Annotated in this window: 23 protein-coding genes, 1 tRNA gene and 1 other RNA gene; 4 read left to right on the forward strand and 21 right to left on the reverse strand. The window is 68.6% G+C overall.

The genetic code is table 11. The annotated features are described in order from the left end of the window. Nucleotides 1-62: 62 nt before the first annotated feature. Nucleotides 63-2,171 (forward strand): ATP-dependent DNA helicase, encoded by a 2,109-nt coding sequence (locus ACWIFB_RS10710; RefSeq protein ID WP_454058228.1) that lies wholly within the window; start codon nucleotides 63-65, stop codon nucleotides 2,169-2,171. A 50-nt stretch (nucleotides 2,172-2,221) separates the two neighbouring features. Here ACWIFB_RS10710 and ACWIFB_RS10715 read toward each other — a convergent pair whose 3' ends face one another. The 5 genes from ACWIFB_RS10715 to ACWIFB_RS10735 form a co-directional block, all read right to left on the reverse strand. Continuing rightward, nucleotides 2,222-2,998 (reverse strand): ABC transporter ATP-binding protein, encoded by a 777-nt coding sequence (locus tag ACWIFB_RS10715; RefSeq protein WP_454058229.1) that lies wholly within the window; start codon nucleotides 2,996-2,998, stop codon nucleotides 2,222-2,224. 2 nt (nucleotides 2,999-3,000) lie between these two features. Continuing rightward, entirely contained in the window at nucleotides 3,001-4,032 is a 1,032-nt protein-coding gene (locus tag ACWIFB_RS10720; RefSeq protein ID WP_454058230.1) for a FecCD family ABC transporter permease, read from the reverse strand. Then, nucleotides 4,029-4,976 carry a FecCD family ABC transporter permease gene (locus ACWIFB_RS10725; protein ID WP_454058231.1) on the reverse strand — a complete coding sequence of 316 codons (948 nt, stop codon included), beginning with the start codon at nucleotides 4,974-4,976 and terminating at the stop codon, nucleotides 4,029-4,031. The genes ACWIFB_RS10720 and ACWIFB_RS10725 overlap by 4 nt, the downstream gene beginning before the upstream one ends. 188 nt (nucleotides 4,977-5,164) lie before the next feature. Continuing rightward, nucleotides 5,165-6,862, reverse strand: a complete 1,698-nt coding sequence (locus ACWIFB_RS10730) for a siderophore-interacting protein (RefSeq protein ID WP_454058232.1) — start codon at nucleotides 6,860-6,862, stop codon at nucleotides 5,165-5,167. Then, complete coding sequence (locus ACWIFB_RS10735; protein WP_454058233.1) at nucleotides 6,859-7,872, reverse strand: ABC transporter substrate-binding protein; 1,014 nt, start codon at nucleotides 7,870-7,872, stop codon at nucleotides 6,859-6,861. The genes ACWIFB_RS10730 and ACWIFB_RS10735 overlap by 4 nt, the downstream gene beginning before the upstream one ends. A gap of 156 nt (nucleotides 7,873-8,028) precedes the next feature. Here ACWIFB_RS10735 and ACWIFB_RS10740 point away from each other — a divergent pair, with 156 nt between their 5' ends. Further along, a complete protein-coding gene (locus ACWIFB_RS10740) occupies nucleotides 8,029-8,862 on the forward strand; it encodes a helix-turn-helix domain-containing protein (protein ID WP_452099281.1) in 834 nt (277 codons plus the stop codon). Here the strand turns inward: ACWIFB_RS10740 and ACWIFB_RS10745 are convergent. From ACWIFB_RS10745 to ctaD, 3 genes are all read right to left on the reverse strand, one after another. Continuing rightward, nucleotides 8,805-9,626 (reverse strand): aminoacyl-tRNA hydrolase, encoded by an 822-nt coding sequence (locus ACWIFB_RS10745; RefSeq protein WP_454058234.1) that lies wholly within the window; start codon nucleotides 9,624-9,626, stop codon nucleotides 8,805-8,807. The genes ACWIFB_RS10740 and ACWIFB_RS10745 overlap by 58 nt on opposite strands. Then, entirely contained in the window at nucleotides 9,623-10,852 is a 1,230-nt protein-coding gene (gene serB / locus ACWIFB_RS10750) for a phosphoserine phosphatase SerB (protein WP_452099279.1), read from the reverse strand. The genes ACWIFB_RS10745 and serB overlap by 4 nt, the downstream gene beginning before the upstream one ends. A 165-nt stretch (nucleotides 10,853-11,017) precedes the next feature. Next, a complete protein-coding gene (gene ctaD, locus ACWIFB_RS10755) occupies nucleotides 11,018-12,778 on the reverse strand; it encodes an aa3-type cytochrome oxidase subunit I (protein ID WP_454058235.1) in 1,761 nt (586 codons plus the stop codon). Nucleotides 12,779-13,031: 253 nt separating this feature from the next. Here ctaD and ACWIFB_RS10760 point away from each other — a divergent pair, with 253 nt between their 5' ends. Continuing rightward, nucleotides 13,032-14,159, forward strand: a complete 1,128-nt coding sequence (locus tag ACWIFB_RS10760) for an ABC transporter substrate-binding protein (protein WP_454058236.1) — start codon at nucleotides 13,032-13,034, stop codon at nucleotides 14,157-14,159. Between the two features lie 20 nt (nucleotides 14,160-14,179). On the opposite strand, the gene ACWIFB_RS10765 is transcribed toward ACWIFB_RS10760, so the two are convergent. The 6 genes from ACWIFB_RS10765 to ykgO all read right to left on the reverse strand — a co-directional run bounded on the left by ACWIFB_RS10765 (nucleotide 14,180) and on the right by ykgO (nucleotide 19,682). Next, a complete protein-coding gene (locus ACWIFB_RS10765; RefSeq protein ID WP_452099276.1) occupies nucleotides 14,180-14,716 on the reverse strand; it encodes a hypothetical protein in 537 nt (178 codons plus the stop codon). Nucleotides 14,717-14,945: 229 nt separating this feature from the next. Further along, on the reverse strand, nucleotides 14,946-15,962 hold the full coding sequence (gene nrdF, locus ACWIFB_RS10770; RefSeq protein ID WP_230930312.1) for a class 1b ribonucleoside-diphosphate reductase subunit beta: 1,017 nt from the start codon (nucleotides 15,960-15,962) through the stop codon (nucleotides 14,946-14,948). 55 nt (nucleotides 15,963-16,017) lie between these two features. Continuing rightward, entirely contained in the window at nucleotides 16,018-18,168 is a 2,151-nt protein-coding gene (nrdE, locus tag ACWIFB_RS10775) for a class 1b ribonucleoside-diphosphate reductase subunit alpha (protein WP_452099275.1), read from the reverse strand. Further along, nucleotides 18,165-18,611: a class Ib ribonucleoside-diphosphate reductase assembly flavoprotein NrdI gene (gene nrdI / locus ACWIFB_RS10780; RefSeq protein WP_452099274.1), complete on the reverse strand. Its 447-nt coding sequence runs from the start codon at nucleotides 18,609-18,611 to the stop codon at nucleotides 18,165-18,167. The genes nrdE and nrdI overlap by 4 nt, the downstream gene beginning before the upstream one ends. Before the next feature lie 50 nt (nucleotides 18,612-18,661). Then, nucleotides 18,662-18,892, reverse strand: coding sequence for a redoxin NrdH (locus ACWIFB_RS10785; protein ID WP_230930366.1), 231 nt, complete (start codon nucleotides 18,890-18,892; stop codon nucleotides 18,662-18,664). Nucleotides 18,893-19,559: 667 nt separating this feature from the next. Next, a complete protein-coding gene (gene ykgO, locus ACWIFB_RS10790; RefSeq protein WP_010541956.1) occupies nucleotides 19,560-19,682 on the reverse strand; it encodes a type B 50S ribosomal protein L36 in 123 nt (40 codons plus the stop codon). A 175-nt stretch (nucleotides 19,683-19,857) separates the two neighbouring features. On the opposite strand from ykgO, the gene nadE reads away from it, so the two are divergent. Beyond that, the gene (nadE, locus tag ACWIFB_RS10795; protein ID WP_454058237.1) at nucleotides 19,858-20,727 is read left to right on the forward strand and encodes an ammonia-dependent NAD(+) synthetase; all 870 of its coding nucleotides are present in this window, start codon (nucleotides 19,858-19,860) and stop codon (nucleotides 20,725-20,727) included. A 40-nt stretch (nucleotides 20,728-20,767) separates the two neighbouring features. Here the strand turns inward: nadE and ACWIFB_RS10800 are convergent, their stop codons facing one another. The 7 genes from ACWIFB_RS10800 to smpB form a co-directional block, all read right to left on the reverse strand. Continuing rightward, nucleotides 20,768-21,865 (reverse strand): serine hydrolase domain-containing protein, encoded by a 1,098-nt coding sequence (locus ACWIFB_RS10800; RefSeq protein WP_454058238.1) that lies wholly within the window; start codon nucleotides 21,863-21,865, stop codon nucleotides 20,768-20,770. A gap of 99 nt (nucleotides 21,866-21,964) precedes the next feature. Beyond that, nucleotides 21,965-22,037 (reverse strand) — tRNA-Ala (locus ACWIFB_RS10805). A gap of 148 nt (nucleotides 22,038-22,185) precedes the next feature. Beyond that, nucleotides 22,186-23,116, reverse strand: a protein-coding gene (locus ACWIFB_RS10810) for an IS5 family transposase (protein ID WP_454058239.1) whose coding sequence is annotated in 2 segments (ribosomal slippage) — nucleotides 22,186-22,731 and nucleotides 22,733-23,116 — 930 coding nt in all. Because the reading frame shifts where the segments join, the coding sequence is not laid out codon by codon here. A 46-nt stretch (nucleotides 23,117-23,162) separates the two neighbouring features. Further along, nucleotides 23,163-23,900 (reverse strand): DsbA family protein, encoded by a 738-nt coding sequence (locus tag ACWIFB_RS10815; RefSeq protein ID WP_454058240.1) that lies wholly within the window; start codon nucleotides 23,898-23,900, stop codon nucleotides 23,163-23,165. Between the two features lie 222 nt (nucleotides 23,901-24,122). After that, nucleotides 24,123-24,496: a transfer-messenger RNA gene (ssrA, locus tag ACWIFB_RS10820) on the reverse strand. Between the two features lie 123 nt (nucleotides 24,497-24,619). Then, nucleotides 24,620-25,465: an EamA family transporter gene (locus ACWIFB_RS10825; RefSeq protein WP_454058241.1), complete on the reverse strand. Its 846-nt coding sequence runs from the start codon at nucleotides 25,463-25,465 to the stop codon at nucleotides 24,620-24,622. Beyond that, on the reverse strand, nucleotides 25,465-25,974 hold the full coding sequence (gene smpB, locus ACWIFB_RS10830; protein ID WP_230930305.1) for an SsrA-binding protein SmpB: 510 nt from the start codon (nucleotides 25,972-25,974) through the stop codon (nucleotides 25,465-25,467). The genes ACWIFB_RS10825 and smpB overlap by 1 nt, the downstream gene beginning before the upstream one ends. Between the last annotated feature and the right edge of the window lie 3 nt (nucleotides 25,975-25,977).

Consider the following 25,977-nt stretch of genomic DNA (forward strand, 5'->3'; position numbering starts at 1 on the left):
CGACCGCGTCCGCGCCCACCGGCCGCTGACCTCGTGTCGGATCGGGCGGCTAGGGTTACCGCGTGACCGACTCGCTTCCCTCCGTCTCCGAGCTCCTCGACACCGCTGTCGAGGGTCTCGGCGGAAGTCGACGCGACGGCCAGCTGATGATGGCCGAGGCGGTGGGAAACGCGTTGTCGACCGGCGAGCATCTCGCCGTGCAGGCCGGCACCGGCACGGGTAAGTCGCTGGCGTATCTCGTACCCTCGCTGCGGCACTCCGTGGAGACGGGCGGCACCGTCGTCGTCTCCACCGCCACGATCGCCCTGCAGAACCAGCTCGTGGACCGGGACCTACCGCGCCTGGCCGCCGCACTACGTCCGTCGCTCGGCGTGGCGCCCTCCCACGCGATCCTCAAGGGCCGCGGCAACTACCTGTGCCTCCACCGCGTGAGCACCGGGCCGGTCGACGAGGCCGACCCGGAGGAGATCGAGACGGAGGAGCTGTTCGATCTCCCTCTCGGCGGCGAGTCCACGGCCGCACGCACCCCGCGGCAGGCCTCGCCCCGCGACACCGGCCCGTCCTCGTGGCTCGGGCGGGAGATCGCGCGGCTGCACGACTGGGCGCAGGAGACCGACACCGGCGACCGGGACGATCTGCCCCGCGGCGTATCGGACGCGGCGTGGCGCCAGGTCTCGGTGACGAGCCGCGAATGCCTGGGGCAGCTGTGCCCCGAGTTCTCCGAGTGCTTCGCCGAGCAGGCCCGGCAGGAGGCCGGACGCGCGGACGTGGTGGTGACCAACCACGCGCTGTTGGCGATCGACGCCATGACCGACGTGTCGGTGCTCCCGGAGCATGACGCCGTGGTGATCGACGAGGCCCACGAACTGTCGGACCGGGTCACCGGGGTCTCCACCGCGGAACTCACCGGCGCCGCCGTCATCCAGGCCGCACGCCGGGCCGCCAAGCTCGTCGACCAGCAGACCGCGGACCGTATGGTCGCCGCCGGCGAGGGCCTGGCCGGGCTACTCGAGATCTGCCCCGAGGGGCGCTGGGACATCCTTCCCGAGGGGGCGGACCTGGCGCTGGCCGCCGTCCGCCACACCGCGGAGAACTGCCGCAGCGCGGTGCCCGGCCCCAAGCCCGGGGAGGCGGCCGGCGACCCGCAGGGGGCCTCGGACCGACAGAAGACGTTGGCGGCACTCGACGAGATCGCCGAGGCCGCCGACCGCATGCTCGGGTCCTACGACAAGCCCGTGGCCGAACGCCTGGAGATCGTCTGGATGAGCCAGGAGGACCGACGCGGACGCATCCTGCGGGTCGCGCCGCTGACCGTGGCGGGACTCCTGCGTACCCGCCTGTTCGCCGAGTCCACGGTGATCCTCACCTCCGCCACCCTCACGACGGGTGGGAAGTTCGACGGGCTGGCCGCCAGCTGGGGTCTGCCGCCCGCCTCCGCCGCGCGCCCGGACCCGGCGACGGCCGTCTCCCTCGAGCCGCCGTCCGACGAGGACGCCGCCGCACTGCGCTGGTCGGGCATGGACGCCGGATCGCCGTTCGACTACCGCCGCAACGGCATCCTCTACGTGGCCGCGCACCTGCCCGCCCCCGGCCGCGACGGGACCTCGTCCGACGCGGAGGACGAACTCGTGGATCTCGTCGTCGCCGCCGGTGGGCGCACACTGGGACTGTTCTCGTCGATGCGGGCGGCCAAGGCCGCCGCCGAGCTCCTGCGCGAACGGTTGGACACCCCGGTCCTGTGCCAGGGCGAGGACTCGACGGCCAATCTCGTCGCTCAGTTCGCGGAGGACGAGGAGACCACGCTGGTCGGGACGCTCTCGCTCTGGCAGGGGGTCGACGTCCCCGGCAAGACACTGTCGCTCGTCGTCATCGACCGGATCCCGTTCCCCCGCCCGGACGACCCGCTGCTGTCGGCGCGGCAGCGCTCGGTGGCGGCCCGCGGTGGCAATGGCTTCCTCGCCGTCGCCGGTAACCACGCCGCCCTCCTGCTCGCGCAGGGCGTCGGGCGCCTCCTCCGTCGTACCGAGGACCGGGGCGTCGTGGCCGTACTCGACTCCAGGCTGGTCACCGCCCGCTACGGTGGCTACCTCCGCGCCTCACTGCCCCCGTTCTGGCAGACCACCAACCGCGACGTGGTGCTCGGCGCCCTGGAGCGACTTCGCGACTCCTGAGCCGTCGGAGGCGGCGCCGACCGGGCATCAGCGCCGCGCAGGGCCCGGTCTCACCGCGGCAGGATGACCGGCACCCTGGTGTCCGGATCGGGAATCACCCGGCACCGCAGGCCGAACACCTCTCCCACCAGTTCCTCGGTCAGGAGCTCGGCCGGAGGCCCGGTCGCCACCACCCGCCCGTCCTTCATCACGATCAGATGCGTCGCGAACCTGGCGGCGTTCCCCAGCTCGTGCAACACCGCCACGATCGTCCGGCCCCGCGCGCGAAGATCGTCGAGCAGGCGCAGCGTCTCCACCTGATGCGCGATGTCCAGGAAGGTCGTCGGCTCGTCCAACAACAGGCAGGGCGCATCCTGTGCCAGTGCCAGCGCGATCCACACGCGCTGGCGCTGCCCGCCCGACAGGGTGCCGACGAGTCGGTCCGCCAGTTCGTCCACGTGGGTCAGCTCCATGGCGGTGGTGACCGCTTCCTCGTCGCGGGCGCTCCACTGGGCGAACAGGGTCTGGTGCGGATAGCGACCTCGCCGCACCAGCTCGGCCACCCGGATCCCGTCCGGGATCGGCGAGTCCTGGGGGAGCAGGCTCAAACGGCGCGCGACGTCGGCCGTACGCACGCGGGCGAGGTCCTCACCGCCGAGGAGGACCTGACCTGACGACGGGGTGAGAAGTCTCGTGAACACCCTGAGCAGGGTGGACTTTCCGCATCCGTTGGGTCCGATGATCGCGGTGAACTCGCCGGCCGGCACGCTCGCCGAGACCTCGGACAGCACGTTTTCGCCCCGCCGGTACGCCACGGATACCCCGCGCGCCTCCAGTGCCGATTCCACACTCAACTCCTGTCACTCTCCCGCACCAGCAGGTACACCAGATAGATCCCGCCCAGACAGACCGTCACCGCGCCGACCGGCACACTGGCGGCGGGGATCGCGTGCTGGGCGATCAGATCGGACCCGGCGAGCAGGACCGCTCCGACGAGGGCTGCGCCGACCGGGTCGAAGCCACCCGACCGGCGTCGGATCCGCCGCGCGATCTGCGGCGCGGCCAGCGAGATGAACGCGATCGGCCCGGTCACCGCGGTCACCAGCGCGGTCAGCGCTACTCCCACCACGACGGCGACGGCCTTCACCGGCTCTGTCCGGACCCCGCGCGTCTTCGCGGCGTCATCGCCCAACTCGAGCTGGGCGATTCGTCGGGCCAGCCACGGGACCAGCGCCACGAGAGCCAGGGCCAGCGCGCCTGCTCCGAGCAGCTGTGGCCATCGGACGCCGTTCAGGGACCCCGCGCCCCAGACCGCGGCCCGCAGCGCCACGTCGAGTTCGGATGAGACGACCAGCCATGAGTTGATCGACCCGAGGAACGCGCTGACGGCGATCCCCACGATGATCAGGCGGAATCCCTGGAGCCCGGAGGAGTAGGCGAACAGATACACCAATCCGGCCGCGGCCACTCCCCCGACCACGGCGCCCGCGGAGACCGCGGCGTAACCCATCCCGCCCAGACTGATGACCACCAGGACCCCGGTGAATGCGCCGGTGTTGAGGCCGATGATGTCGGGACTCCCCAACGGATTGCGCGTCAGCGACTGGAAGACGGCGCCGCTGATCCCGAGGCAGGCGCCGAACACCGCGGCGGCGAACGCGCGGGGCGCCCGCCACTGCACCACGACCATAGAGTCCACTCTGGTGGCCTCGGGGCCGAACGCCCGCACGACACGATCGAGGGGGATCAACTGGTCCCCGACCATGAGCGAGGCCAGGACCAGCGCCACGAGGACGACGACGACAAGACCCGCGACCCGGATGTCACCGGGCGTCACGATACGGCTGAATCGGCCCAGCCGGGCGGCCCGCTCGCCGGTCACATTCCTCCCCGTTCCGCCCGGCGGACGAGCAGGATGAGCACCGGGGCTCCCAGGAATGCGGTGACGATTCCCACGCGCAACTCTGCCGGCCAGGCCACGAGGCGTCCGATGATGTCCGCGACGACGAGCAGTATCGGGGCGGCCACCACCGAGTAGGCCATGATCCACCGATGGTCCGGGCCGGTGACCAGCCGAACCGCGTGCGGGATCATCAGTCCCACGAACGCGATCGGCCCGGCGGCCGCTGTGGCGGCGCCACACAGCACCGTGATCGCCAGGGCCGAGGTGCCCCGTACGAGGCCGATCGGCACCCCCAGTGCACGGGCCCGGTCGTCGCCGAGCGCGATGGCGTTGACCGCACGCCCGGTCAGCATGGCCACCACGAGCCCCACCACGATGAACGGGGCGACGAACGCGACGGTCCCCTCGGGCCGGTCGGCGATACTCCCGACACCCCAGAACCGCATCTGGTCGAAGACACGGGGAAGCACCAGTTCGAGTGACTGGGTGATGCCGGTGCACACGGCTGTCAGGGCCACCCCGATCAGGGTGAGGCGCACCGGCGTCGCTCCGTGTGGCCCGCGCAGAGCGATCGTATAGACGAGCACGAACGACAGCAGCGCACCGGCGAACGCGAACCACACGTAGCCACTGATCGAGGTGATCCCGAAGAACGCCACGGCCACCGCCACCGCGAGCCCCGCACCGGCGTTGACGCCGAGAATCCCCGGGTCCGCGAGGGGGTTCCGGGTCAGAGCCTGGGCGAGTGCGCCCGCCACGCCGAGCGCCGCGCCCACCAGGACCCCGAGGAGAGCCCTGGGCAGTCGCATCTCCACAACGGTCGAGTGGATGATCGGGTCGGCCTTACCCGTCAACGCCGACATCACCTCGCCGGGCCCGAGTGACGCCGACCCGACGAACAGGCTCAGGGCGCAGACGGCCACCAGGAGGACGACGCCGATCGCGAGGCCGATGATCCGCCGTCCGGTCCGGTGCCCGCTCCGTGGCGGATCTGTGTGGATGGCCTGCGGAGAAAACGACCGGGTGGCCCCCTCGGCCCACCGGCCGGTGCGCCCGTCCGACCGAGCGGGCCGGTTCGCCGGACGCTGGGCAGTCGTCGGCGGAGTCGGGGTCACTGCCGGGACGCACCGTCGTCGTCTCGGATGAACTCGTCCGCGACGACTCCCCACCCGAGGGTGTGCCGTTGCCGCGCGGTCCATCCGGCCGCCCGGGCCAGCTCTCCGACCCGGTCCTGCGTCCGAGGGTCGCGCCCTGTGGTGACGAAGCGGAGCAGCCCCTGGTCAGCAGCGGTCTGCGACAGCCCGTCGGGGGTACTCGAGTCGATGACCAGCGCGCGGCCGGCCATGTCGGACAGGTCCCGCAGATGCTGCAGGGCCGACTGGTCATCGAGGTGACTCAGGAGCATTGCCGAGACCACCACATCGCCGCGCTCTCCATCGACCTCCACGTGGACGCTGCCGTCCCCGGCGCCGTGGGCGAGCCGGGCCACCAGGCCCGCCCCCGGGCCCACTGCGACGACCCCCGGGCTCGCGAGCCCGGTCAGAACGCGCCGGAGGCCGTGCTGGAGGAAGACCAGCGACTCGGATTCGTGCTCGAGGTGATGCGCCACCTCGGGGTCGGTGAGCGCGGACTCCGCGAACGGCAGCCCGGTGTCCAATTGCCAGGCGGGGGTCCCACTGCGGAGCGAATCCGCCAGATGACGTAGTGCGAGGACCTGGTCGGCCTCGGTCCCCGTGAACTCGTCCCGTGAGTGCGCGTCGTCGACGAGGGATACGGCCAGATCCGTGAGGGCCCAGCGTCCGTCGGCATGACCGTCCAGGAGACCGGCGGCGGCGAGCGTGCCCACGAGCGAGTCGAGTCCGTGTTGGACGCCGAGCGCCGACGATGCGTCCGGGACCGACATCGGACGGTCCCGCAGTACGTCGAGCAGACCCGTGTGAAGGGCGGCCCGGACCGCGAACCACGCCACCGGCGACTCGGGCAGTTCGGGAACGCTCTCCCCCGCCTTCTCCGCGCGTTCGATGTGCCAGTAACCGGTGATACTGCGGTGAGACTTCTCGACGCGGCCCGCCAGACGACGCCGGAGTGGGAGCAGCGACCGTGCCTCACCCGCGGCCCAGACGAACGGACGGTCCCCGAGCGCCTCCGCCTCGTCCACCGTGTCGAACAGCGCGGCGATCGCCTCCCCGCTCGGCTCCGGCATCAGCTCGACCCGGATCGAATCCGTCCCCCGGATCTTGAGATCCGTCGATGCCCCGTCGCCTCCGGTGGTCACCACCACATGCGCCGGGACCGTCAGCGGCCGCTCGTCCAGGAACCGCCGGACGGCGGGAAGCGCGGTCTCGTCGCCGATCAGGACGATAGACGTGGCGTCGTCCGGTAGCACCTGGGACGATTTCGGTCCGACGAAACTCACCGTCGACCCCGGCGTCGCCTGACGCGCCCAGCTCACAGCCGGGCCGTCCCCGTGCAGGACGAAATCCACGGTGAAGCCCCCGGTCCGGCCATCCACGCTGTGTGGTGTGTAGTCCCGGGTCAACCGGTGCTCCGAGGGAGTCCACTCGATCCCGTCGACGTGTTGGCGGGGCAACGCCGCCTCGACGTCTCCGTCGGCGGCGAAGATCAGCTTGATGTGATCGTCGAAGCCGGGGGCGGCGAACGCCGGGTGGCTGATTCCCGCCCTCTCGAATGCGCCGAGTTCGGCGCCTTCCAGGCGGACACGACGAGTGCGACCGTCAACGTCTTCCGTCGAGACCACGTGCGCAGTCCGCACCACCAGTGGATGGATGACGAGATCGGTCAGGCTCATCGAGGGAACTCCGCCTGCACGATGTCGAGGATCGCGAGCGCCTCGTTGTAGTCGTGGCGCACCGCCCAGTACGGGAGGTCGTACGCGTTGTCCCCGACGAACGCGGGGAGGTTGCGCCAGGCAGGGTTGTCGGCCAGTTCGGCCACCGACGTCGTCTCCCCGTTGAACCCCATGACGAACACCGTCTCGCTGTCGACGATCTGTCCGAGTTGCTCGGTGGACAGCTCCGCCATGTCGCCGCCCGGCTGGTAGGGCTCGAGGTTGTGCCGGGCGACGAGATCGTCGGTCCGGAATCCCAGCTCGCCGAACATCACGGAAAGGCCGGTGTCCTCGAACAACAGGTACGGGGTCCCGTCCGCGGTCACGCTGATGAACGACGTCGGCTGCGGGGGAACCAGGATCCCGTCGGCCACCTCGGTGACCCGCTCGTCGTAGGTCGCGACCATGTCGTCGAATTCGTCCTGCCGGTCGAACACGTCCGTGGCCAGGAACTCGGCCTGTTCACGCCAGTCGACGAAGGACTTGTCCACCATGACCGTCGGGGCGATCGCCGACAGGTCCTCATAGGCCGCGTCCGCCTGGAAGTTGGGGAACCCCCATCCGCCGGCCACGATGAGGTCGGGATCGGTGGCGAGAATGGCTTCGAGGTCGAATCCGTCAGCGGACCACGGGAGGAACTCGGTGCCGTCCTCTTCCGGAGCGTCTCCCCAGAGTTCGGAGAACTCCCCGTTGGCCTGGCTCGCGTCCTCCGGGATCGTGGCGGCCACCGGGATGTCGAGTTCGTACAGGTACCCGGCGAGTGCGTAGTTGAGCACGACCACGCGCTCCGGGTCCGACGGCACCTCCACGTCCCCCTTCGGCGTGCTGACCGTGCGCGTTCCGCCCGGCTCGCTCGCTGCGCCGGCGGACGGATCCCCTCCTCCGGCCGAACACGCCGCGGTGGCGGCCAGCATGAGTGTCATCGCCGCGGCCATGATCGGGCGCGTGAGCGCACGGGTGTTGTGTGACATCTGCCCTCCGGTGCAAAATTAGGTGAGGCTTACCAAATATCCCCCGGAGAAGGGTAGATCGTCGCGGGTGCTCCCGGAAGGCCTGATGCGACACAGTCACGGTCCGAAGGCGACAACGTGACACTTGTCACGGACCAGAAGAGAATGAGGTCACCTGTGGGATTCACACGAGCACTGGCGATGGCGGTTCCCGAGAGTCGGGTGCGATTCTTCGGTCATTCCGAGCACAGTCACGAGGTTCCGCACATCGTGCATATGGTCATGGGTCGCGGCCGCCTGACCGTGGACGGCTCGGTGGTCACTCTCGAACCGCGGGCATCGGTACTCCTCGCCCCGGGGGTCCCCCACGCGCTCGACCTGGACGAGCATTCGATCGCACTGGGGCCGTTCCTGTCCCCGCGCAACACTCCGGTCGAACGAGTCCGGAGACTGGGGGTCGTCCCCGCCCTCACCGACCTGATGCTGGCCAGGCTCGCGGCCCAGCCCTACACACACGAGCAGGTGACACTGTTCACCGACAGTCTCGACGACATCGTCTCGGCACTTCTCACCGAAGCATTCGCCGTTCCCACGCCCGCCCATCCCACGGCACGTCAGATCGCCGAGGTCGCGACCGACTCCTCCGCCACCCTGGCCGAGCTCTGCGGCTGGTTCTCGATCAGCCCGCGTCAGATCCAGCGCCTGTTCCTGGGTGAAACCGGGCTCACGTTCCAGCAGTGGCGCACACGGACTCGACTCAACGTGGCGATCCGGGCCCTACGCGGGGGCTCCAGCGGTGAGAGTGCGGCCCGGAGCGCAGGTTTCGCGAACCGAGCCGGGCTCCTCCGTGCACTCAGCCGGGAATGCGGCACGCCGATCGATGACCTCAGAATCGATCCCCTGGCCTGCCTCCGGCGGCCCGAGGAGGCGCCTGCCGACGCGGGCCGCGGCGATCATGCCCGGACGTCGGTGGCGATCACCGTCAGTGAGCCCGGGGCGACCTCGGTGTAGCCGGCGTCGACGACCGCGGCCACGCCGGGCTCTGATCGGACCACCGCGGCCGACAGCTCCTGCCAGCGCGCGGAACCGGCCTCACGAACCGCAACGGGGCAACCGCTGCCGACCCATTCCCCCAGCCGCTTGCGTGACATCCCCGCCATCAGCAGCATGACGCCGTGACCGACCTGCGCCGCCGCCTTACCGACGGACATGTCCAAGCCTTCATCGATCCAGATCAACGGCACGCCGGCCGGGGGCGGGTCAGGATGATCACGCTCGAGGTCGGTACCGCCGATCTGCAGACGCCCAAGGCGCGGATCTATGTCGTCGACCGGGCCCGGGACGAACGCCCGCGCCTCGCAGCCGTCGACCTCGACGGTCACGCCGTCCACGTCCTGCGCCGCCCGCCACTGCGCTCCCCTGGCCCGCCGGGCGATCTTGCGCATCCGGGCATCCAGCCAGCCGGAGTACGGCTCGTGCCACGGCTCGCCGGGCGCGACGCGCACGTCCACACACACCAGGGCGACCGCACATGCCGCGGCCTCGAGAAGCGGGGTCCGCGACGGCAGGTCGCCTCTGGGCAGGTGCAGGACTATCGGCATCGACCGCACCGTTTTCCGGTCCTCGGGATCCTCCGTCCCGGACGGTCCCGCCGCCAGCCGGTCGTGGCACCAGTCGAGGTCCCTGCCGGTGCCCGGGCCCCCGATCACGCCGGTGCCCTCCGAGATCGGGCCGTCACCCACGCCCGCGGGGCCTGCCGCAGCCCCATCTGTCACGCCAGCGGGACCCGACGGTAAGTTCCGGCGGCCGTGTCCGCAGCCTCGATCTCGTCCCGGGTGATCCCCAGGATGAACAGGACGGTGTCGAGGAACGGCTTCGACAGCGACGCATCCGCCACCTCGCGCAGGGCCGGCTTCGCGCAGAAGGCGATGCCCAGGCCGGCGGCGGTGAGCATGTCGATGTCGTTGGCGCCGTCGCCGACCGCCACGGTCTGACTCAGCGAGATCCCGAGCTCGTCGGCGAACTGACGAAGGTACTCGGCCTTCGCCTCGCGGTCGACCACCTCACCGATGACCCGGCCGGTGAGCTCGCCGTCGACGATCTCGAGCGTGTTGGCGCGCGCGAAGTCCAGACCGAGCTCGTCAACCAGGCCGGAGATCACCTGGATGAAGCCGCCGGAGACCACGCCGCACCGAATCCCGAGTCGCTTGAGCGTGCGGATGGTGGTGCGGGCGCCCGGGGTGAGGACGATGCTCGAGGCCACCTCGTCGAGAACCGACGCCGGCAGACCCGCCAGCGTCGCGACCCGCTCGTGAAGCGACTGCGCGAAGTCGAGCTCGCCCCGCATGGCGCGCTCGGTGACGGCCCGGACCTCCTCCTCCTTGCCCGCGTGCGCGGCGAGCATCTCGATGACCTCGCCCTGCACGAGGGTGGAGTCGACGTCGAAGACCACCAGCCGCTTGGAGCGGCGACCGAGACCGGCCTTGTCGACGGAGATGTCCACGCTGTGGGCGTCCGACAGCGGGGCGAGGGTCTCGCGCAGGTGCGAGTCGTCGGCCGCGTCGCGGCCCGCGGTGGAGACGTGGAGCTCGAGCCCGGTCACCGGGTAGTCGGCGATCCCCCGGATGGAGTCGATGTTGGCGCCGATAGTGGCCAGGGCCCCGGCGACCGCGGAGAACGCGGACGCCGTGACGGGGCTGCCGAGGATCACGACGGCATGGGTGGACGGCGGGGTCGCCGGCGCGATGTCGTCGAACTGCACGTCGAGGTGCATCCCCATCTCGCTCACCTGCTCGGTGAGTTCCCGCACGACGGCGACCGCGTCGGCGTCCTGGTCGACCCGCGTCATGAGACCGAGGGACAGGTGGCCGTTGACGACAACCTGCTCGACATCGACGAGATCGGCGCCGTGCGAGGCGAGAACGGCGCTGACACGGGCGGTGACGCCCGGGCGGTCGGGACCGGTGACGGTGAGGAGTGCCGGGGTTCCGGTGGTGCTCACGGATGCTCCTGACGGGAGGTCGTGGGCGGCCTGGGCCACCCGGTGGTCGCCTGAGGAGTGCGCAACAGACGAAGGTGCAGCGGACACGCGAGAACCCCGCCGGTGGACAAGCCTACCGACGGGGTTCCGGTCAACCGAGCCCGTGGGTGAGTACGGGTGGGGTGGTCAGCCCTTCTGCGGCGAGGGTCCGCGCTCCGCGACGTCCTTGGACGAGTGCGGGTCGTGGGACTTGGCGCGTCCACCGACGTGGGCCTCGGCGCGCATGCGCTCGCTCATGTGCGGGTAGTGCAGCTCGAACGCGGGGCGCTCCGAGCGGATGCGGGGCAGCGTCACGAAGTTGTGGCGCGGCGGCGGGCAGGACGTGGCCCACTCGAGCGAGTTGCCCGCGCCCCACGGATCGTCGACGGTGACGATCTCGCCGTAGCGCCAGCTCTTGATGACGTTCCAGATGAACGGCAGCATCGCGATGCCGAGGATGAACGAGCCGACGGTCGAGATCTGGTTGAGGACCGTGAAGTTGTCCGTGGCCAGGTAGTCGGCGTAGCGGCGGGCCATGCCCTGGTTACCCAGCCAGTGCTGGACCAGGAACGTGGTGTGGAAGCCGATGAACATCAGCCAGAAGTGCCACATGCCGAGCTTCTCGTCGAGCATCCGGCCCGTCATCTTGGGGAACCAGAAGTACACGCCGGCGAAGGTGGCGAACACGATCGTGCCGAACAGCGTGTAGTGGAAGTGCGCCACGATGAAGTACGTGTCCGAGATGTGGAAGTCGATCGGCGCCGCGGCCATCATGATGCCGGTCAGACCACCGAACAGGAAGGTGACGATGAAGCCGAGGGAGAAGACCATCGGCGTCTCGAAGGTCATCTTGCCCTTCCACATGGTGCCGATCCAGTTGAAGAACTTCACGCCGGTCGGAACCGCGATGAGGAACGTCATGAAGGAGAAGAACGGCAGCAGGACCGCACCGGTGACGAACATGTGGTGCGCCCACACGGCCATCGACAGGGCGGCGATGGCCAGCGTCGCGAAGACCAGGCCGGCGTAACCGAACAGCGGCTTACGCGAGAAGACCGGAAAGACCTCGGAGACGATGCCGAAGAACGGCAGCGCGAGGACGTACACCTCGGGGTGACCGAAGAACCAGAACAGGTGCTGCCACAGGATGGCGCCACCGTTGCCCGGGTCGTAGATACGGCCGCCGAAGGTGCGGTCGTAGAACACGCCCAGCGCCGCGGCGGTCAGCAGCGGGAAGATGAGCAGGATGAGGATCGAGGCGACGAGGATGTTCCACGTGAAGATGGGCATCCGGAACATCGTCATGCCCGGCGCGCGCAGGCAGATGATGGTGGTGACGAAGTTGACGGCGCCGAGGATGGTGCCGATACCGCCGATGCCGACGCCGAGGATCCAGAGATCCGCGCCGACGTTGGGCGAGTGGATCTTGTCCGCCAGTGGCATGTACATGGTCCAGCCGAAGGACGCAGCGCCCCCCGGGGTGAGGAAGCCCGAGAGCATCAGGGCACCGCCGGCGCTGAACAGCCAGAAACCGAACGCGTTCAGTCGCGGGAACGCCACGTCCGGCGCGCCGATCTGCAGCGGCATGATGTAGTTGGCGAACCCGACGACGATCGGGGTGCCGTACAGCAGCAACATGACTGTGCCGTGCATGGTGAACAGCTGGTTGAACTGCTCGTTCGACAGGAACTGCATGCCCGGGAAGAACAGCTCCGCCCGGATGAGCAGGGCCATGAGCCCACCGATGAAGAAGAAGATGAAGCACGTGACGATATACATGATGCCGAGCATCTTGTGATCGGTCGTCGTCAACATCTTCCACACGAACGAACCCGGCCGGGCGTCACCCGTGGGTTCGCCCGGTGGGTGGTCGAGGTCGTGGACCGGCTTGGGGGCCACTGCGGTCATAAGGGTCCTCCTGAACGCCTCACCCGACGTCGTGGGTCGAACCACCGACCCCACGTCGAACGCATAGGAATAGTGCGTGACCGCAATCCTAACCCCCGCCTGAGAACTCGAACCACTCACCCCGCCGAAGTCGTCGCCGGTGGTCATCCGGCACATCGAAGGTGATCCAGGCCGCACTCACGCACGGTCTCCGAGACGCCTCCGACCTCCACGGAGGCAGCAGCCGTCGGGCGATCTCCTAGGCTGTGTTCCCATGACCGACTCCGCGCCATCACTCCGCCGCCACCCCGGGCGGGGGTACGGGCGACTGACCGCCGGCCTCGCTGCCCCGCTGGCGCTCGGGCTGACGCTCTCCGCGTGCGGCCCCTCCCCTGTCGACATGATCGAGCAGCCGGTGACGACGACGCCCTCGCGCATGGCCGGCGAGGAGCTGCAGCGCTCCGCCGAGCCGGAGGAGTCCTGCGCCGAGGAGCCCGCCCCCGCCGAGTTCCCGGGCACGGGCGCTCGTGAGGTTCCGTCCGAGGGGCCGGGCGGCGATTCGGTCGAGGTGCCGCGGTCGCCGGAACGAATCCTCGCGCTCGGTGTGGGAGCGGTCGACGTCGCCTGTGCCCTCGGGCTGCAGCAGCTCGTCGTCGGCACCTCCGGGCTGCCCTGGGACGCGGACGTCTACCTCCCCACGTCTCTGACCGACCTCCCCGAGGTCGATCTGTCGGTGCCGAGCCCGTCGGAGGCCGCCTCGGCCGCGCGGAACCTCGATCCGGACCTGATCGTGCTGGCGGGCACGGACGGACTCGATGACGCGGTCGTGGAGGCCCTGGGCACCGTCGCGCCCACGGTCGTCTACGACGCCGACCCCCTGTCCTGGACGGACGCGACCGAGCTGATCTCCGACGCCTACGGCAGGCCCCGTGCGGGCGGCGATGTACTACTGGACGTGATCGAGCGGACGCGGATGACGATCGGCGCGGCGACCCCGTCCGACTCGCGGGTCTCGCTGGTCTCGGTGTCCGACACGGGCGGGGCGGAGGTCCAGGACCCGACCACGCTCGGTTCGTTGCTGCTCGAGTCGGCGGAAGCCGGCCGGCCTCCGGCCCAGCGCACGCGAGACGGGGAGCGGGTCCCTCCCCTGCCCGAGTCCCCCGCGCTCGGCGACGAACTGGACGGCGACGTGATCTTCGCGATCGTCGGCGGAGGCCCTGCGGAGGCGGACGCGGCGCGCGAGGTTTTCGCCTCCGACCGCTGGGCCGACCTGGACGCGGTGGGCGCCAACAGGATCTTCGTGATGGATCGGGCCGTGTGGGAGGGCTCCGGACCGGTCGCGGCGCGCGCGGTGCTGGAGGACATCCGCACGTCGATCAACGGGATCGCTCCCGACGGATAGTCGCCACCGCGCCGGCGGGCTCAGTGGTGCAGCAGTGCTTTGGCCACGATGATGACGAACCCGAGCGCCGCCGTGGACACCGCGGCGAGAAGACACATGCGCAGCGGCGCGTCGCGACGCCGATAGGTGAGGTAGCCGAGCAGGGCGAGGACGGCGACGATCGTCCACATCGCTATCCAGTCGGCGACGAGGTCATCGATCAACCCCACTGCGCCCAGAACCAGCGGGACGGCGGGCGGGACGACGGCCGCGAGCAGTCCCCTGGAACGCTTACGCGCCATCCGTAGCGACGCCCTCAGCGACAGTCCTGCGTGACTGCTGTGCGCGGCCACGGTCCCCGAGTACACGTGCGCCACCCAGAACACGCCGACGGTGACGAGGACGAACGCCAGCGCCCGAATGGAGGACAGACCGGTGTTGCCGGCGACCGCGATGAGCCCCGCCACGAGGATCAGGCCGTAGATCCCCTCCTCGGTGGACAGATGCACCTCGGCCAGCAGGTCACGCTCTCGCCGGACCGAGACCTCGGCCTCGGCACCTCCCGCATGCGACGACATGGCACTTCCCTTTCACGCGGGGACATCACCCGGGGATGCGCGCTCGACCGTAGGAGACGTGGACACCGGCGGGATCGCTTCGATGATAAACGGACGCCCACCTCCGCACGCGGTTTCGCCTGCGCGCCGATATGCCGCGTACAGGAACGTCACCGGGCCCCGAGCCTGTGGTGTCACAGGTGCTCAGGGCCCGGCTGGTGTCAGGTGGCTGACCGCGCGCGACGAGAGGTCAGAAGTCCCAGTCCTCGTCCTCGGTGGCGACGGCCTTGCCCATGACGTACGAACTCCCGGAGCCCGAGAAGAAGTCGTGGTTCTCGTCGGCGTTGGGGCTCAGCGCCGCGAGGATGGCCGGATCGACGTCGGTCTCGTCCTTGGGGAACATGCCCTCGTAGCCCATGTTCATCAGGGCCTTGTTGGCGTTGTACCGGAGGAACTTCTTGACGTCCTCGGTCCAGCCCACCGGGTCGTAGAGGTCCTCGGTGTAGTCGGCCTCGTTGTCGTACAGCTCGAACAACAACTCGAAGGTGTAGTCCTTGAGCTCGTCACGGGTCTTCTGATCGACCTGCTCGAGTGCGCGCTGGTACTTGTAGCCGATGTAGTAGCCGTGCACCGCCTCGTCGCGGATGATCAGCCGGATGACGTCGGCGGTGTTGGTGAGCTTGGCGCGCGACGACCACCGCATGGGCAGGTAGAAACCTGAGTAGAACATGAACGACTCGAGCATCACCGAGGCGATCTTGCGCTTGAGCGGATCGTCGCCGGCGTAGTAGCCGAGCACGATCTTGGCCTTGCGCTGCAGGTACGGGTTCTCCTCGGCCCAGCGGAAGGCGTCGTCGACCTGCGGGGTCGAGCAGAGCGTGGAGAAGATGGTCGAGTAGCTCTTGGCGTGCACCGACTCCATGAACGCGATGTTGGTGAGCACCGCCTCCTCGTGGGGGGTCGAGGCGTCGGGGATCATGCTGACGGCGCCGACCGTGCCCTGGAGGGTGTCCAGCAGGGTCAGGCCGGTGAAGACGCGCGCGGTGAGCGTCTGCTCGTACTCGGTCAGGGTCTGCCACGACGGGATGTCGTTGGAGACGGGCACCTTCTCAGGCAGCCAGAAGTTGGTCGTCAGGCGACCCCACACCTGGTCGTCGACCTCATCGGGGATGCGGTTCCAGTTGATCGCCGACACCCGGTCGACGAGCTTGGGCTGGATGCCCGCGGCGGGGCTGTGTGAACCCGGAGCGTGCAGCTCGGCGGTCATCGGATCTCCTCCTGGTGACGGGTGGGGGTCGGGGCGGTGGCCTGCGGCCGCTGGATCAGAGCATGCACGAGACGCAGCCCTCGACCTCGGTGCCTTCCAGCGCGAGCTGACGCACCCGGATGTAGTACAGGGTCTTGATGCCCTTGCGCCATGCGTAGATCTGCGCCCGGTTGACCTCGCGGGTGTCCGCGGTGTCCTTGAAGAACAGGGTCAGCGAGAGCCCCTGGTCGACGTGCTGCGTGGCGGCGGCATACGTGTCAATGATCTTCTCGTAGCCGATCTCGTACGCGTCCTGGTAGTAGTCCAGGTTGTCGTTGGTCAGGTAGGGCGCCGGGTAGTAGACGCGCCCGATCTTGCCCTCCTTGCGGATCTCGATCTTCGAGGCCACGGGGTGGATCGACGAGGTCGAGTTATTGATGTAGCTGATCGATCCGGTGGGCGGAACAGCCTGCAGGTTCTGGTTGTAGATGCCGTACTTCTGCACGTCCGTCTTGAGGGCGTGCCAGTCGTCCCGGGTGGGGATGGCGACCTCGGACTCGGCGAACAGCTGGCGCACCCTGTCGGTGGCCGGCTCCCACACCTGGTCGGTGTACTTGTCGAAGAACTCGCCGGAGGCGTACTTCGAATCCGGGAAGCCGGCGAACCAGCTGCCCCGCTCACGCGCGATGGCGTTCGACGCCCGCAGCGCGTGGTACAGCACGGTGTAGAAGTAGATGTTCGTGAAGTCGATGCCCTCCTCGGATCCGTAGTAGATCCGCTCGCGGGCCAGGTAGCCGTGGAGGTTCATCTGACCCAGACCGATGGCGTGGGACTCCGAGTTGCCGCGCTCGATCGAGGGGACCGAGTCGATCGAGGTCTGATCGGACACCGCGGTGAGGCCGCGGATCGCGGTCTCGATGGTCCGCCCGAAGTCGGGCGAGTCCATGGCCTTGGCGATGTTCAGCGAGCCGAGGTTGCAGGAGATGTCCTTGCCCACGTGGGAGTAGGTCAGGTCGTCGTTGTACGTCGACGGCGTGGAGACCTGGAGGATCTCGGAGCACAGGTTGGAGTGCGTGATCCGGCCGGCGATCGGGTTGGCGCGGTTCACCGTGTCCTCGTACATGATGTACGGGTAGCCGGACTCGAACTGCAGCTCCGCGACGGTCTGGAAGAACTGCCGCGCGTTGATCTTGGTCTTCTTGATGCGGCTGTCCTCGACCATCTCGTGGTAATGCTCCGAGATGTTGACGTCAGCGAACGGCTTGCCATAGATGCGCTCGACGTCGTACGGCGAGAACAGGTACATGTCGTCGTTGCGCTTGGCGAGCTCGAACGTGATGTCCGGGATCACGACGCCCAGCGAGAGGGTCTTGATGCGGATCTTCTCGTCCGCGTTCTCACGCTTGGTGTCGAGGAACTTGTAGATGTCCGGGTGGTGGGCGTGCAGGTACACCGCACCGGCGCCCTGACGCGCACCGAGCTGGTTGGCGTAGGAGAAGGAGTCCTCCAGGAGCTTCATCACGGGGATGACGCCCGAGGACTGGTTCTCGATGTGCTTGATGGGCGCGCCGTGCTCGCGCAGGTTCGACAGCAGCAGGGCCACACCGCCGCCGCGCTTGGACAGCTGCAGGGCCGAATTGATGCCGCGACCGATGGACTCCATGTTGTCCTCGATACGCAACAGGAAGCAGGACACGGGCTCGCCGCGCTGCTTCTTGCCCGAATTGAGGAACGTGGGCGTCGCCGGCTGGAAACGGCCGTCGATGACCTCGTCGACGAGCTGCCGGGCCAGCACCTCGTCGCCGGCGGCGAGCGTGAGGGCGACCATGCAGACGCGGTCCTCGTAGCGCTCGAGGTAACGCTTACCGTCGAACGTCTTGAGCGTGTACGAGGTGTAGTACTTGAACGCGCCGAGGAAGGTCTGGAAGCGGAACTTCTTGGCGTAGGCGTAGTCGAACAGCTCGCGCACGAAGTTACGCGTGTACTGGTCGAGCACCTCGCGCTCGTAGTAGTCCTTCTCCACCAGGTAGTCCAGCTTCTCGTCCAGGTTGTGGAAGAAGACGGTGTTCTGGTTGACGTGCTGGAGGAAGTACTCGCGTGCCGCCTGATGATCCTTCTCGAACTGGATGTTCCCGTCCGCGTCATACAGGTTGAGCATGGCGTTGAGCGCGTGGTAGTCCAGACGCTGCCCCTCGGTCGCCATGGTGCCGCTGCTCTCGGGGGTCATTGTTGGTGCTGCCAAAACTCTTCCAATCCTTCTCGGACGCGGATGACGTCCTCCTGTGTGCCCATCAACTCGAACCGGTAGAGATACGGGATCTCCAGCTTGTTCGCAATCACGTCGCCGGAGCGACCGAAGTCGGTTCCGAAGTTGGTGTTGCCGCCGGCGATCACGCCTCGGCAGAGACTTCTGTTGTGCGCGTCATTGAGGAACGCGACCACCTGACGCGGGACCGCAGCCCCGTTCTTCCCGGTGATCTCGAGGCTTCCCCCGTAGGTCGGGACGATCAGAACATACGGGTCCGACACCGCCGGCATCGGTTCGGTCCTCCGCACCGGTATGCGCACCGCGGGAAGACCGAGCCGATCGACGAATTTCTTCGTGTACTCGGACACGTTGGAGAAGTAGACGATCCTCACCGGCGTATCGGCCGGATCCGGAGCCGCCATGGCTGCCCCCTAGTCACATGAACTCTGGTGTTGCTGTTCTTGTCGGAAAGTCAGGCCGCGACCGAGGCGAGGGCCTTGATGCGATCCGGGCGGAAGCCGGACCAATGGTCGGAACCGGACACCACGACCGGCGCCTGGAGGTAACCCAGGGCCATGACGTACTCGCGCGCCTCGTCGTCGACCGAGATGTCGATGAGCTGGTATTCGATGCCGTGCTTGTCGAGCGCCTTGTAAGTGGCGTTGCACTGGACGCAGGCGGGCTTGGTGTAGACGGTGACCATGAGTGTGGGGACCTCTTTCGGCACAGGCGCCGCGGCGGCGCGAGGGGCTCTTCTCGTGGTGGCGATCCGGTCCGACGCTTCTGGCGCGGACGGCGGGTCGCCGTAATGTCTGCTGATGGTCATGGCCCCGAATCACATGGTTGGCATTCTTCGGTGCCGCAACGCCTCTAGACACTACCCCTAGTGTCTGGAAGGTCAACCGACCACAACATTTTGGTCTTACATAGCTGGAATTCCCAGGTCGTGATCCCGCCTTGTGGGACGCTGTCGGCCCCCGTCTGGAACCGACCGCGCCGGGGCCCTCCCGGCGGGTGCACCACACCATCGTTGCACCCCGAAGAGCATTGCGAAACACCGTTCGGGCAACCCACAACAAGCTCCCAACGCCCCCACAAAGCCCTCACAACCCGTCCCCATTTCATCCACAGGTTGACCACTTTTCCGCCGATCCGGGACCCCACGCGGCCACCCCCGCCCGACGCATCGAGGGACAATCTCGCCCCTGTCCGAGAGCCGGCCCCGGGGGCCGGAAACGAACCAGGAGGGGCTGCCGGGAGGGGTCCCATCGGCCGTGGAACCCACTGCCCCGGGGACGACGACAAGGGCCCGTCACCGGCGAACCGGTGACGGGCCCTTGAGGGGTGCGTGAGAATTCACGCGACGCTGATCAGCCCTGGCGGGCCTTGAACCGGGGGTCCTTGCGGTTGATCACGTAGACCTTGCCGCGACGGCGGACAACCTGGGCGCCCGGCTTGTTCTTCAGCGACCGAAGGGACTTACGGACCTTCATCTGGCGCTCCTTAGGCTCTCGGGGCGGCCGCGATGGCCGCCGACACGACTGGGATTCACTGTGCGACACGTCCGTCCCGAGGGTCGGATGCACGACACACAACTGGTCCATAGTAACGGACGGGCCCAGCAGAACTCCAAATGGCGTGAACGAGGCCGCCGCATATGCTGGCCCCATGGACTCCTCCCCCACCGGAACCCCTACCGGCCTCCGTGCAGAGATCATCGCCGAGCTCGGGGTCCGCCCCGGGATCGACCCGGCCCGTGAGGTCGAGGACCGGGTCACGTTCCTCGTGGACTACCTGCGTTCGACCCCCGCCACGGGCTTCGTCCTGGGGATCAGCGGAGGCCAGGACTCTACCCTCGCCGGCCGGTTGTGCCAGCTCGCCGTCGAGCGCCTCCGCGCCGACGGGATGACGGATGCCCGCTTCGTCGCCATGCGTCTGCCGTACGGAACCCAGGCCGACGAGGACGACGCGCAGACCGCCCTGGCGTTCATCCGGCCCGACGGCTGCGTCACGGTCGACGTCAAGGCCGCCACCGATGCGTCCTCCGCGGCCGCCGCAGCAGCCCTCACCGAGCTGCCGGAGCAGGCGGGTCCGCTCCGCGACTTCGTCCGCGGGAACGTCAAGGCCCGTGAACGGATGATCTCCCAGTATGCGGTCGCCGGGCAGCTGAACCTCGTCGTCGTCGGCACAGATCACGCCGCGGAAGCGGTGACGGGCTTCTTCACCAAATACGGCGACGGCGGCGTCGACCTCACCCCCCTGACCGGTTTGTCCAAGCGCCAGGGCGCGGCGCTGCTGCGCCACCTCGGCGCCCCCGAGTCGACCTGGCGCAAGGTCCCCACCGCGGACCTCGAGGACGACCGCCCCGGACTGCCCGACGAGGTGGCGCTCGGCGTGACGTACGAACAGATCGACGACTACCTCGAGGGCCTCGACGGCGTCCCCGGCGCGTCCGCGGAGCGGATCGAGCAGCTCTTCCTCAATTCGCGCCACAAGCGGAATACCCCGGCGTCCCCGCTCGACACGTGGTGGCGCTGACCCGCCGCCTGCCTACCTACGACGTGCGTGGGCGGAACAGCTAGTCAGCGAGCAGTCGCCACACCTGATCCAACGCCTCGGCAGTTCCCGGCATGTCGAAGGACTGCGGGGTGAACACCGCCGCAGACCGCCCCGTGCGCCGGTCGACGTAACCGATCGTGCCCAGACCTCCGGCCCAACCCACGACCCCGCCCGGGCGGACCTCCACCTGGAAGCCGTAACCGCACCCCGGCTCGATGATCCCCTGCGCCACCTGACGTTGAGGCTCGGTGAGGTCGTCGGTCGCCAGGAGCCCGACGCTGTCCCGGCCGAGCACCCGGCCGCCGTCGACGAGCGCTTCGAGGAACGTGAGATAGTCGCCGACGGTGGAGACGAGGCCGCAGGCAAGTGACTCGAACGCGGGCGGCCCGACGAACCTGCTCGCGGTGTCCAGAGGCGCGCGACGGCCGCCCTCCCCCGCGCCGTACGAGGTGGGCAGGCGACTCGGATCGGCGGTGAAGCCCGTATCTGCCAGCCCCAGCGGCCCAGTGACGTGCTCGGCCATCAGGTCGGCCACCGCCCGGCCCGAGGCGCGGGCGAGCAGCACCCCGAGGACGTCGCTACTCGTGTGATACCACCAGCCCTCACCCGGCTGCCCCGCGAGCGGAAGCTCGGCCAGGCGGCCGAGGTAGGTTCCCGGCTCGAGGGGCGGGGCGTACGGCCCCGGTCCGACGTCCCGCGCGGACATCGCCTCGGCCAGCGCGGGGTTCTCGTCCACCCAACCGAAGCCGGCGGTCATGGTGAGCAGGTGACGCAGTGTGATGGGCCGGTCCATCGGGACCGTCTGATCCAGTGGCCCGTCCGGGCGGGCCAGGACACGGAGCTCACGCAACTCGGGCAGATACCGGTCGACTGACTCATCGAGGCCGACGACGCCCTGCTCCACGAGCGCCATCGCGAGCGCACCACCCAGCGGCTTGGTGTTGGAGGAGAGCGGGAAGAGGGTCCCCGGGTCCATCTCCGCGCCGCCGATCGCGCTCGAACCGCCGGCGGCGATCCGGGACCGCCCCGCTTCCCGGATCCCGCACACGTAGCCGATCAACCGGTCGTCGTCGACGGCCTGATCGAGAGCGTTCCTGGCGGCGGCAAATGCGTCCACGCCCCGACCCTACGAGTTCGTCCCATCACGGATCAGCAATATGCCTGCGAAATGACGAATCCCGGGCCGTCACGATGACGACCCGGGATCCTGTTCCGGTGGAGCTAAGGGGACTCGAACCCCTGACCCCCACACTGCCAGTGTGGTGCGCTACCAGCTGCGCCATAGCCCCGTATTCGATTTCTCCGCCGTTTCCCTCTCGGTCACCGGCCCGATTCAAGTTACACGACCACCCGCACAGGTTCCAAATCGGTGCCGGCCCCACCCGTGCGGGCGGGGCCGGCATACCGATACGCGCAGGTCAGTACCCGCGCGGAGACCTAGGGCGTGTCTCCCAATCGGCGTAGCCAGGTCAGGATCGCGCAAAGTGTGACGGCGGCGCGGTAGGTGGTAGCGAGTTTGTCGTAGCGGGTGGCCAGAGCTCGCCACTGCTTGGCCAGTGCGAAGGATCGCTCGACGACGTTGCGGTCTTTGTAGAGGTCAGCGTCGAGTTTCGGAGGTCTGCCACCGCGGCTGCCTCGGCGTGCGCGGGCGGCGATCGTGTCGCTTTTCTCTGGGATGACAGCTGCGATACCGCGACCGCGGAGCTGGCGGCGAATCGTGCCGGACGAATACGCCTTGTCGGCGATCACCGCGTCCGGGCGGGTGCGAGGTCGGCCCCGGCCGTGGCGGGGAACATAGATGTCCGCCAAGACCTGCTCGAGCATCGCGCCATCGTTGCGCTGCCCGCCGGTGACCACGTTCGCCAGCGGGCGGCCGCGCCCGTCGACGGCACTGTGGATCTTGGTCGTCAGCCCACCTCGTGAGCGGCCGATGCCGTGACCTGCGGGTTCACAGTCCCGGAAGGGGCGGTTCTTGTGATTCGATCGTGCCCCCTGTGTCCTGGTCGGGGCGGGTAGTGTTCGTGCCGTGTTGATGAGCGCGGCAGATGGTGGCGTCGACTGAAACCTTCCAATCGATCAGCCCGGCTGCGTCAGCATCGGCCAGGATGACCTGCAGGATCCGGTCCCAGGTGCCGTCTCGGGCGTAGCGGGCGTGTCGCTTCCACACGGTCTGCCACGCCCCAAACTCCTCCCGGGGCAGGTCCCGCCAGGGAATGCCTGCTCGATAGCGGTAGATGATGCCCTCGACGACCTTGCGGTTGTCGTGGAAGGGATGCCCCTGCCGTCCTTCGTTCGAGGGCAGCAGGGGCTCTATCCGCTCCCACTGCTCGTCGGTGAACTGGCGAAATCGTGACTTCGTCTGTCCCATACGGCCACGGTCTCGCGGGTCACCGCTCATCTATGGGAGACACGCCCTAGCCGATGATGTCGACGAGCCAGCTGGCGTTGCTGATCTCCACGACCTCGCCGTTGTGCGCGACGGTCGGGGTCGACACCTGACTGGTGATGTCGCGGATGCTCTGCTGGGCGTTGTCCGCGCTGTCGGCGGCCTTGTCCATCCCGCCGTTGGTCTCGACGTTGCTGATGCACTCGACGGCGTCGCCGTTGGCGCCGGCGTCCTCGGCGAGGGAGGCGAGCTCGCGCGTGCTGAGGTCGCCGCCGCCCTCGCCCGGCTGGTTGGTGAAGAACGACGCCTTGACTTCGAAGAACACCGGCAGCGTGTCCTTTGCCGCCACGCACTGGGTCGCGGCCAGTGCGCGGGTGGAGTACTCGCCGGAGCCGGACTGGCCGTTGAGGAAGTTCAGCGTGTGGAACTCGGCCCGCAGGTCGCCGTTCTGGACCGCCTCGGCGATCGATGCGCCGTACTGCGCCTCGAAGCTGCCGCAGGCGGGGCACATGTAGTCCTCCCACACCTGGATGGTCGGCGCGTCCGCCTCGCCGACGGCGACCACACCCGCGTCGGTGATCTCGATGAGCTGGTCCTGGGTCTCACCGAAGGTGATGGGGTTGGCGTCCGACCCCCGCTGCGCCATCCAGACGACACCACCCAACACCACCACGGCCACCGCGATGAGCGCGATGACGGTGATGAGCATCCCGTTGTTCTTTTTCGTCTGGAGCACCTTGGCGCTCTTGTGGGGCTTGGCGTTCACGTGTGCGTGGGCCTTTCTCTGCTGGGAGATCCGCGGCCACTCGCGGCGGCCGACTCTATCGAGAGGGTACCGAAACCCGGCCCCACACCCTCTTTGCAGGTGGTGACGCCCCTGGATTCCCCGTGCCGCGCCGTGGGCGGTGCTTCCGTGGTCGCCGCCGAGCGGGTCCCCCGAAATGAACCGCGTCCCCGGTCGATGATCGACCGGGGACGCGGGCCCGAATTGTGGAGCTGCCGGGAATTGAACCCGGGTCCTCCGCAGCTTCGGCAGGGCTTCTCCGTGCGCAGTCCGCCTTGGCCTCTACTCGGATCTCACCCTCATGCGGACGTGTTGGTGATGACGATCCCAGTCACTGTGTGATGTCCCGACCCACCCCGTGACCGGGTGAGCCGGTGATCCCTCTAGATGATGCCGGGGACCGGGGCGAGGGCTACCCCGGACCGACAGACTACGGGCTCGCTATCAGGCAGCGAGGGCGTAGTCGCGCTGATTGGTATCGGCGCGTAATTGGTTGCCACGACGCTCACGGTGGTCTCTGGCCTGCACCGGCACGCTTCCCCTGCGTCAACTCACGTAGTCGAAACCACATCAGCCCCTCAGGGTCCACCGGTTCTCACCGGCGGACTCTCAACCATACATCCACGCCCCGGGCTGCGCCAGGGTGATGCGCATCTCCCCTACTGCTCTCCCGACGGGCACGATTCCGACCGAACCGCTACTCACGCCAACGCGAGCAGGACGATTGCCACGGCGGCCAAGGCGAGCCCGACCATCTGGACCGACCTCAGCCTCTCGCCGCCGTGGGTGACCGCGAGGGCGACCGTGAACGCCGGATACAGCGCGGCGATCACGCTGACGAGTGCGAGCATCCCGGATTGCGCCGCGAAGTAGAAGGCGCCGTTGGCCACCGCGTCGAAGACCGCGATCACCACGCCGATCGCGATGAGGCGCCGTGAGAAACGGAAGGACTCCCCGGCCGCGACGGCGGCGGCGAGGAGGATGACCGTCGCCCCGACCCGCGACGCCGCCACCGGCCACAGCCCCTGACCGGCCGGCACCTGGGCGAGCAGGACGAAGAAGGCGGCGAACGCCAGGCCCGAGACCACGGACAGCACCAGCAGGTGCCGGGTCAGCCGACCGTGCTGCACGGACGATCCGTGCTCCCCCTCCATCGAGGCCAACACGGTGGCGACGAGCGCGATCGCCATACCGGCCATCGCGACCGACCCCGGCTGCTCCCCCGCGGCCAGGCCGAACGCCAGCGGCCCTGCCGCGGCGAGGATCGCGGTGATCGGCGAGATCACGCTCATCGGCCCCCGCGAGAGCGCCACATAGAACGTCCATACCGCGACCCCCGAGGCCACCCCGGACGCCAGGCCCCAGGCGAGGCCGACGAGGCCGGGGGAACCGCCGGCGACGATGGCGGCGACCGCAACCAGGGCGATCGATACCGGGTAGGAGATGCTGACGACCCGGAGCGCACGCGCCCGCCGGGAGGCCACGCCGCCCAGATAGTCGCTGATGCCGTACGCCACCGCTGACGTCGACGCCAACGCGACCGGCATCATCCCCGCATGCCCTTGATCTTCCTGCCCAGCTCGCGGACCGCCTCGCGTTCCGCGGTGCGACGGGCGAGATCCTGCCGCTTGTCGTGCGCCTGCTTACCGCGCGCGACGGCCAGCTCGACCTTCACCCGGCCGCCGACGAAGTACAGCGACAGCGGGACGAGGGTCGCGTTGCCGTCGCGGACCTTACCGATCAGGGAGTCGATCTCGCGGCGGTGGAGCAGCAGCTTGCGGGCCCGCTTAGGCGCGTGATTGGTCCAGCTGCCGTGCGAGTACTCGGGGATGTGCAACCCGCGCAGCCAGACCTCTCCGTCGTCGACGGTGGCGAAGGCGTCGACGAGCGAGGCCTTCCCCTCGCGCATGCTCTTGATCTCGGTTCCCACGAGCGCGATGCCGGCCTCGTAGGTGTCGAGAATCTGGTACTCGTGCCTGGCCTTGCGGTTGCTGGCGACGATGCTGCCGTCGGTACCGAGGGACGACGCACCCTTCTTCTTGTTCTTCTTGGCCACGCC

The sequence above is a fragment of the Dietzia sp. NPDC055340 genome (assembly GCF_053645335.1).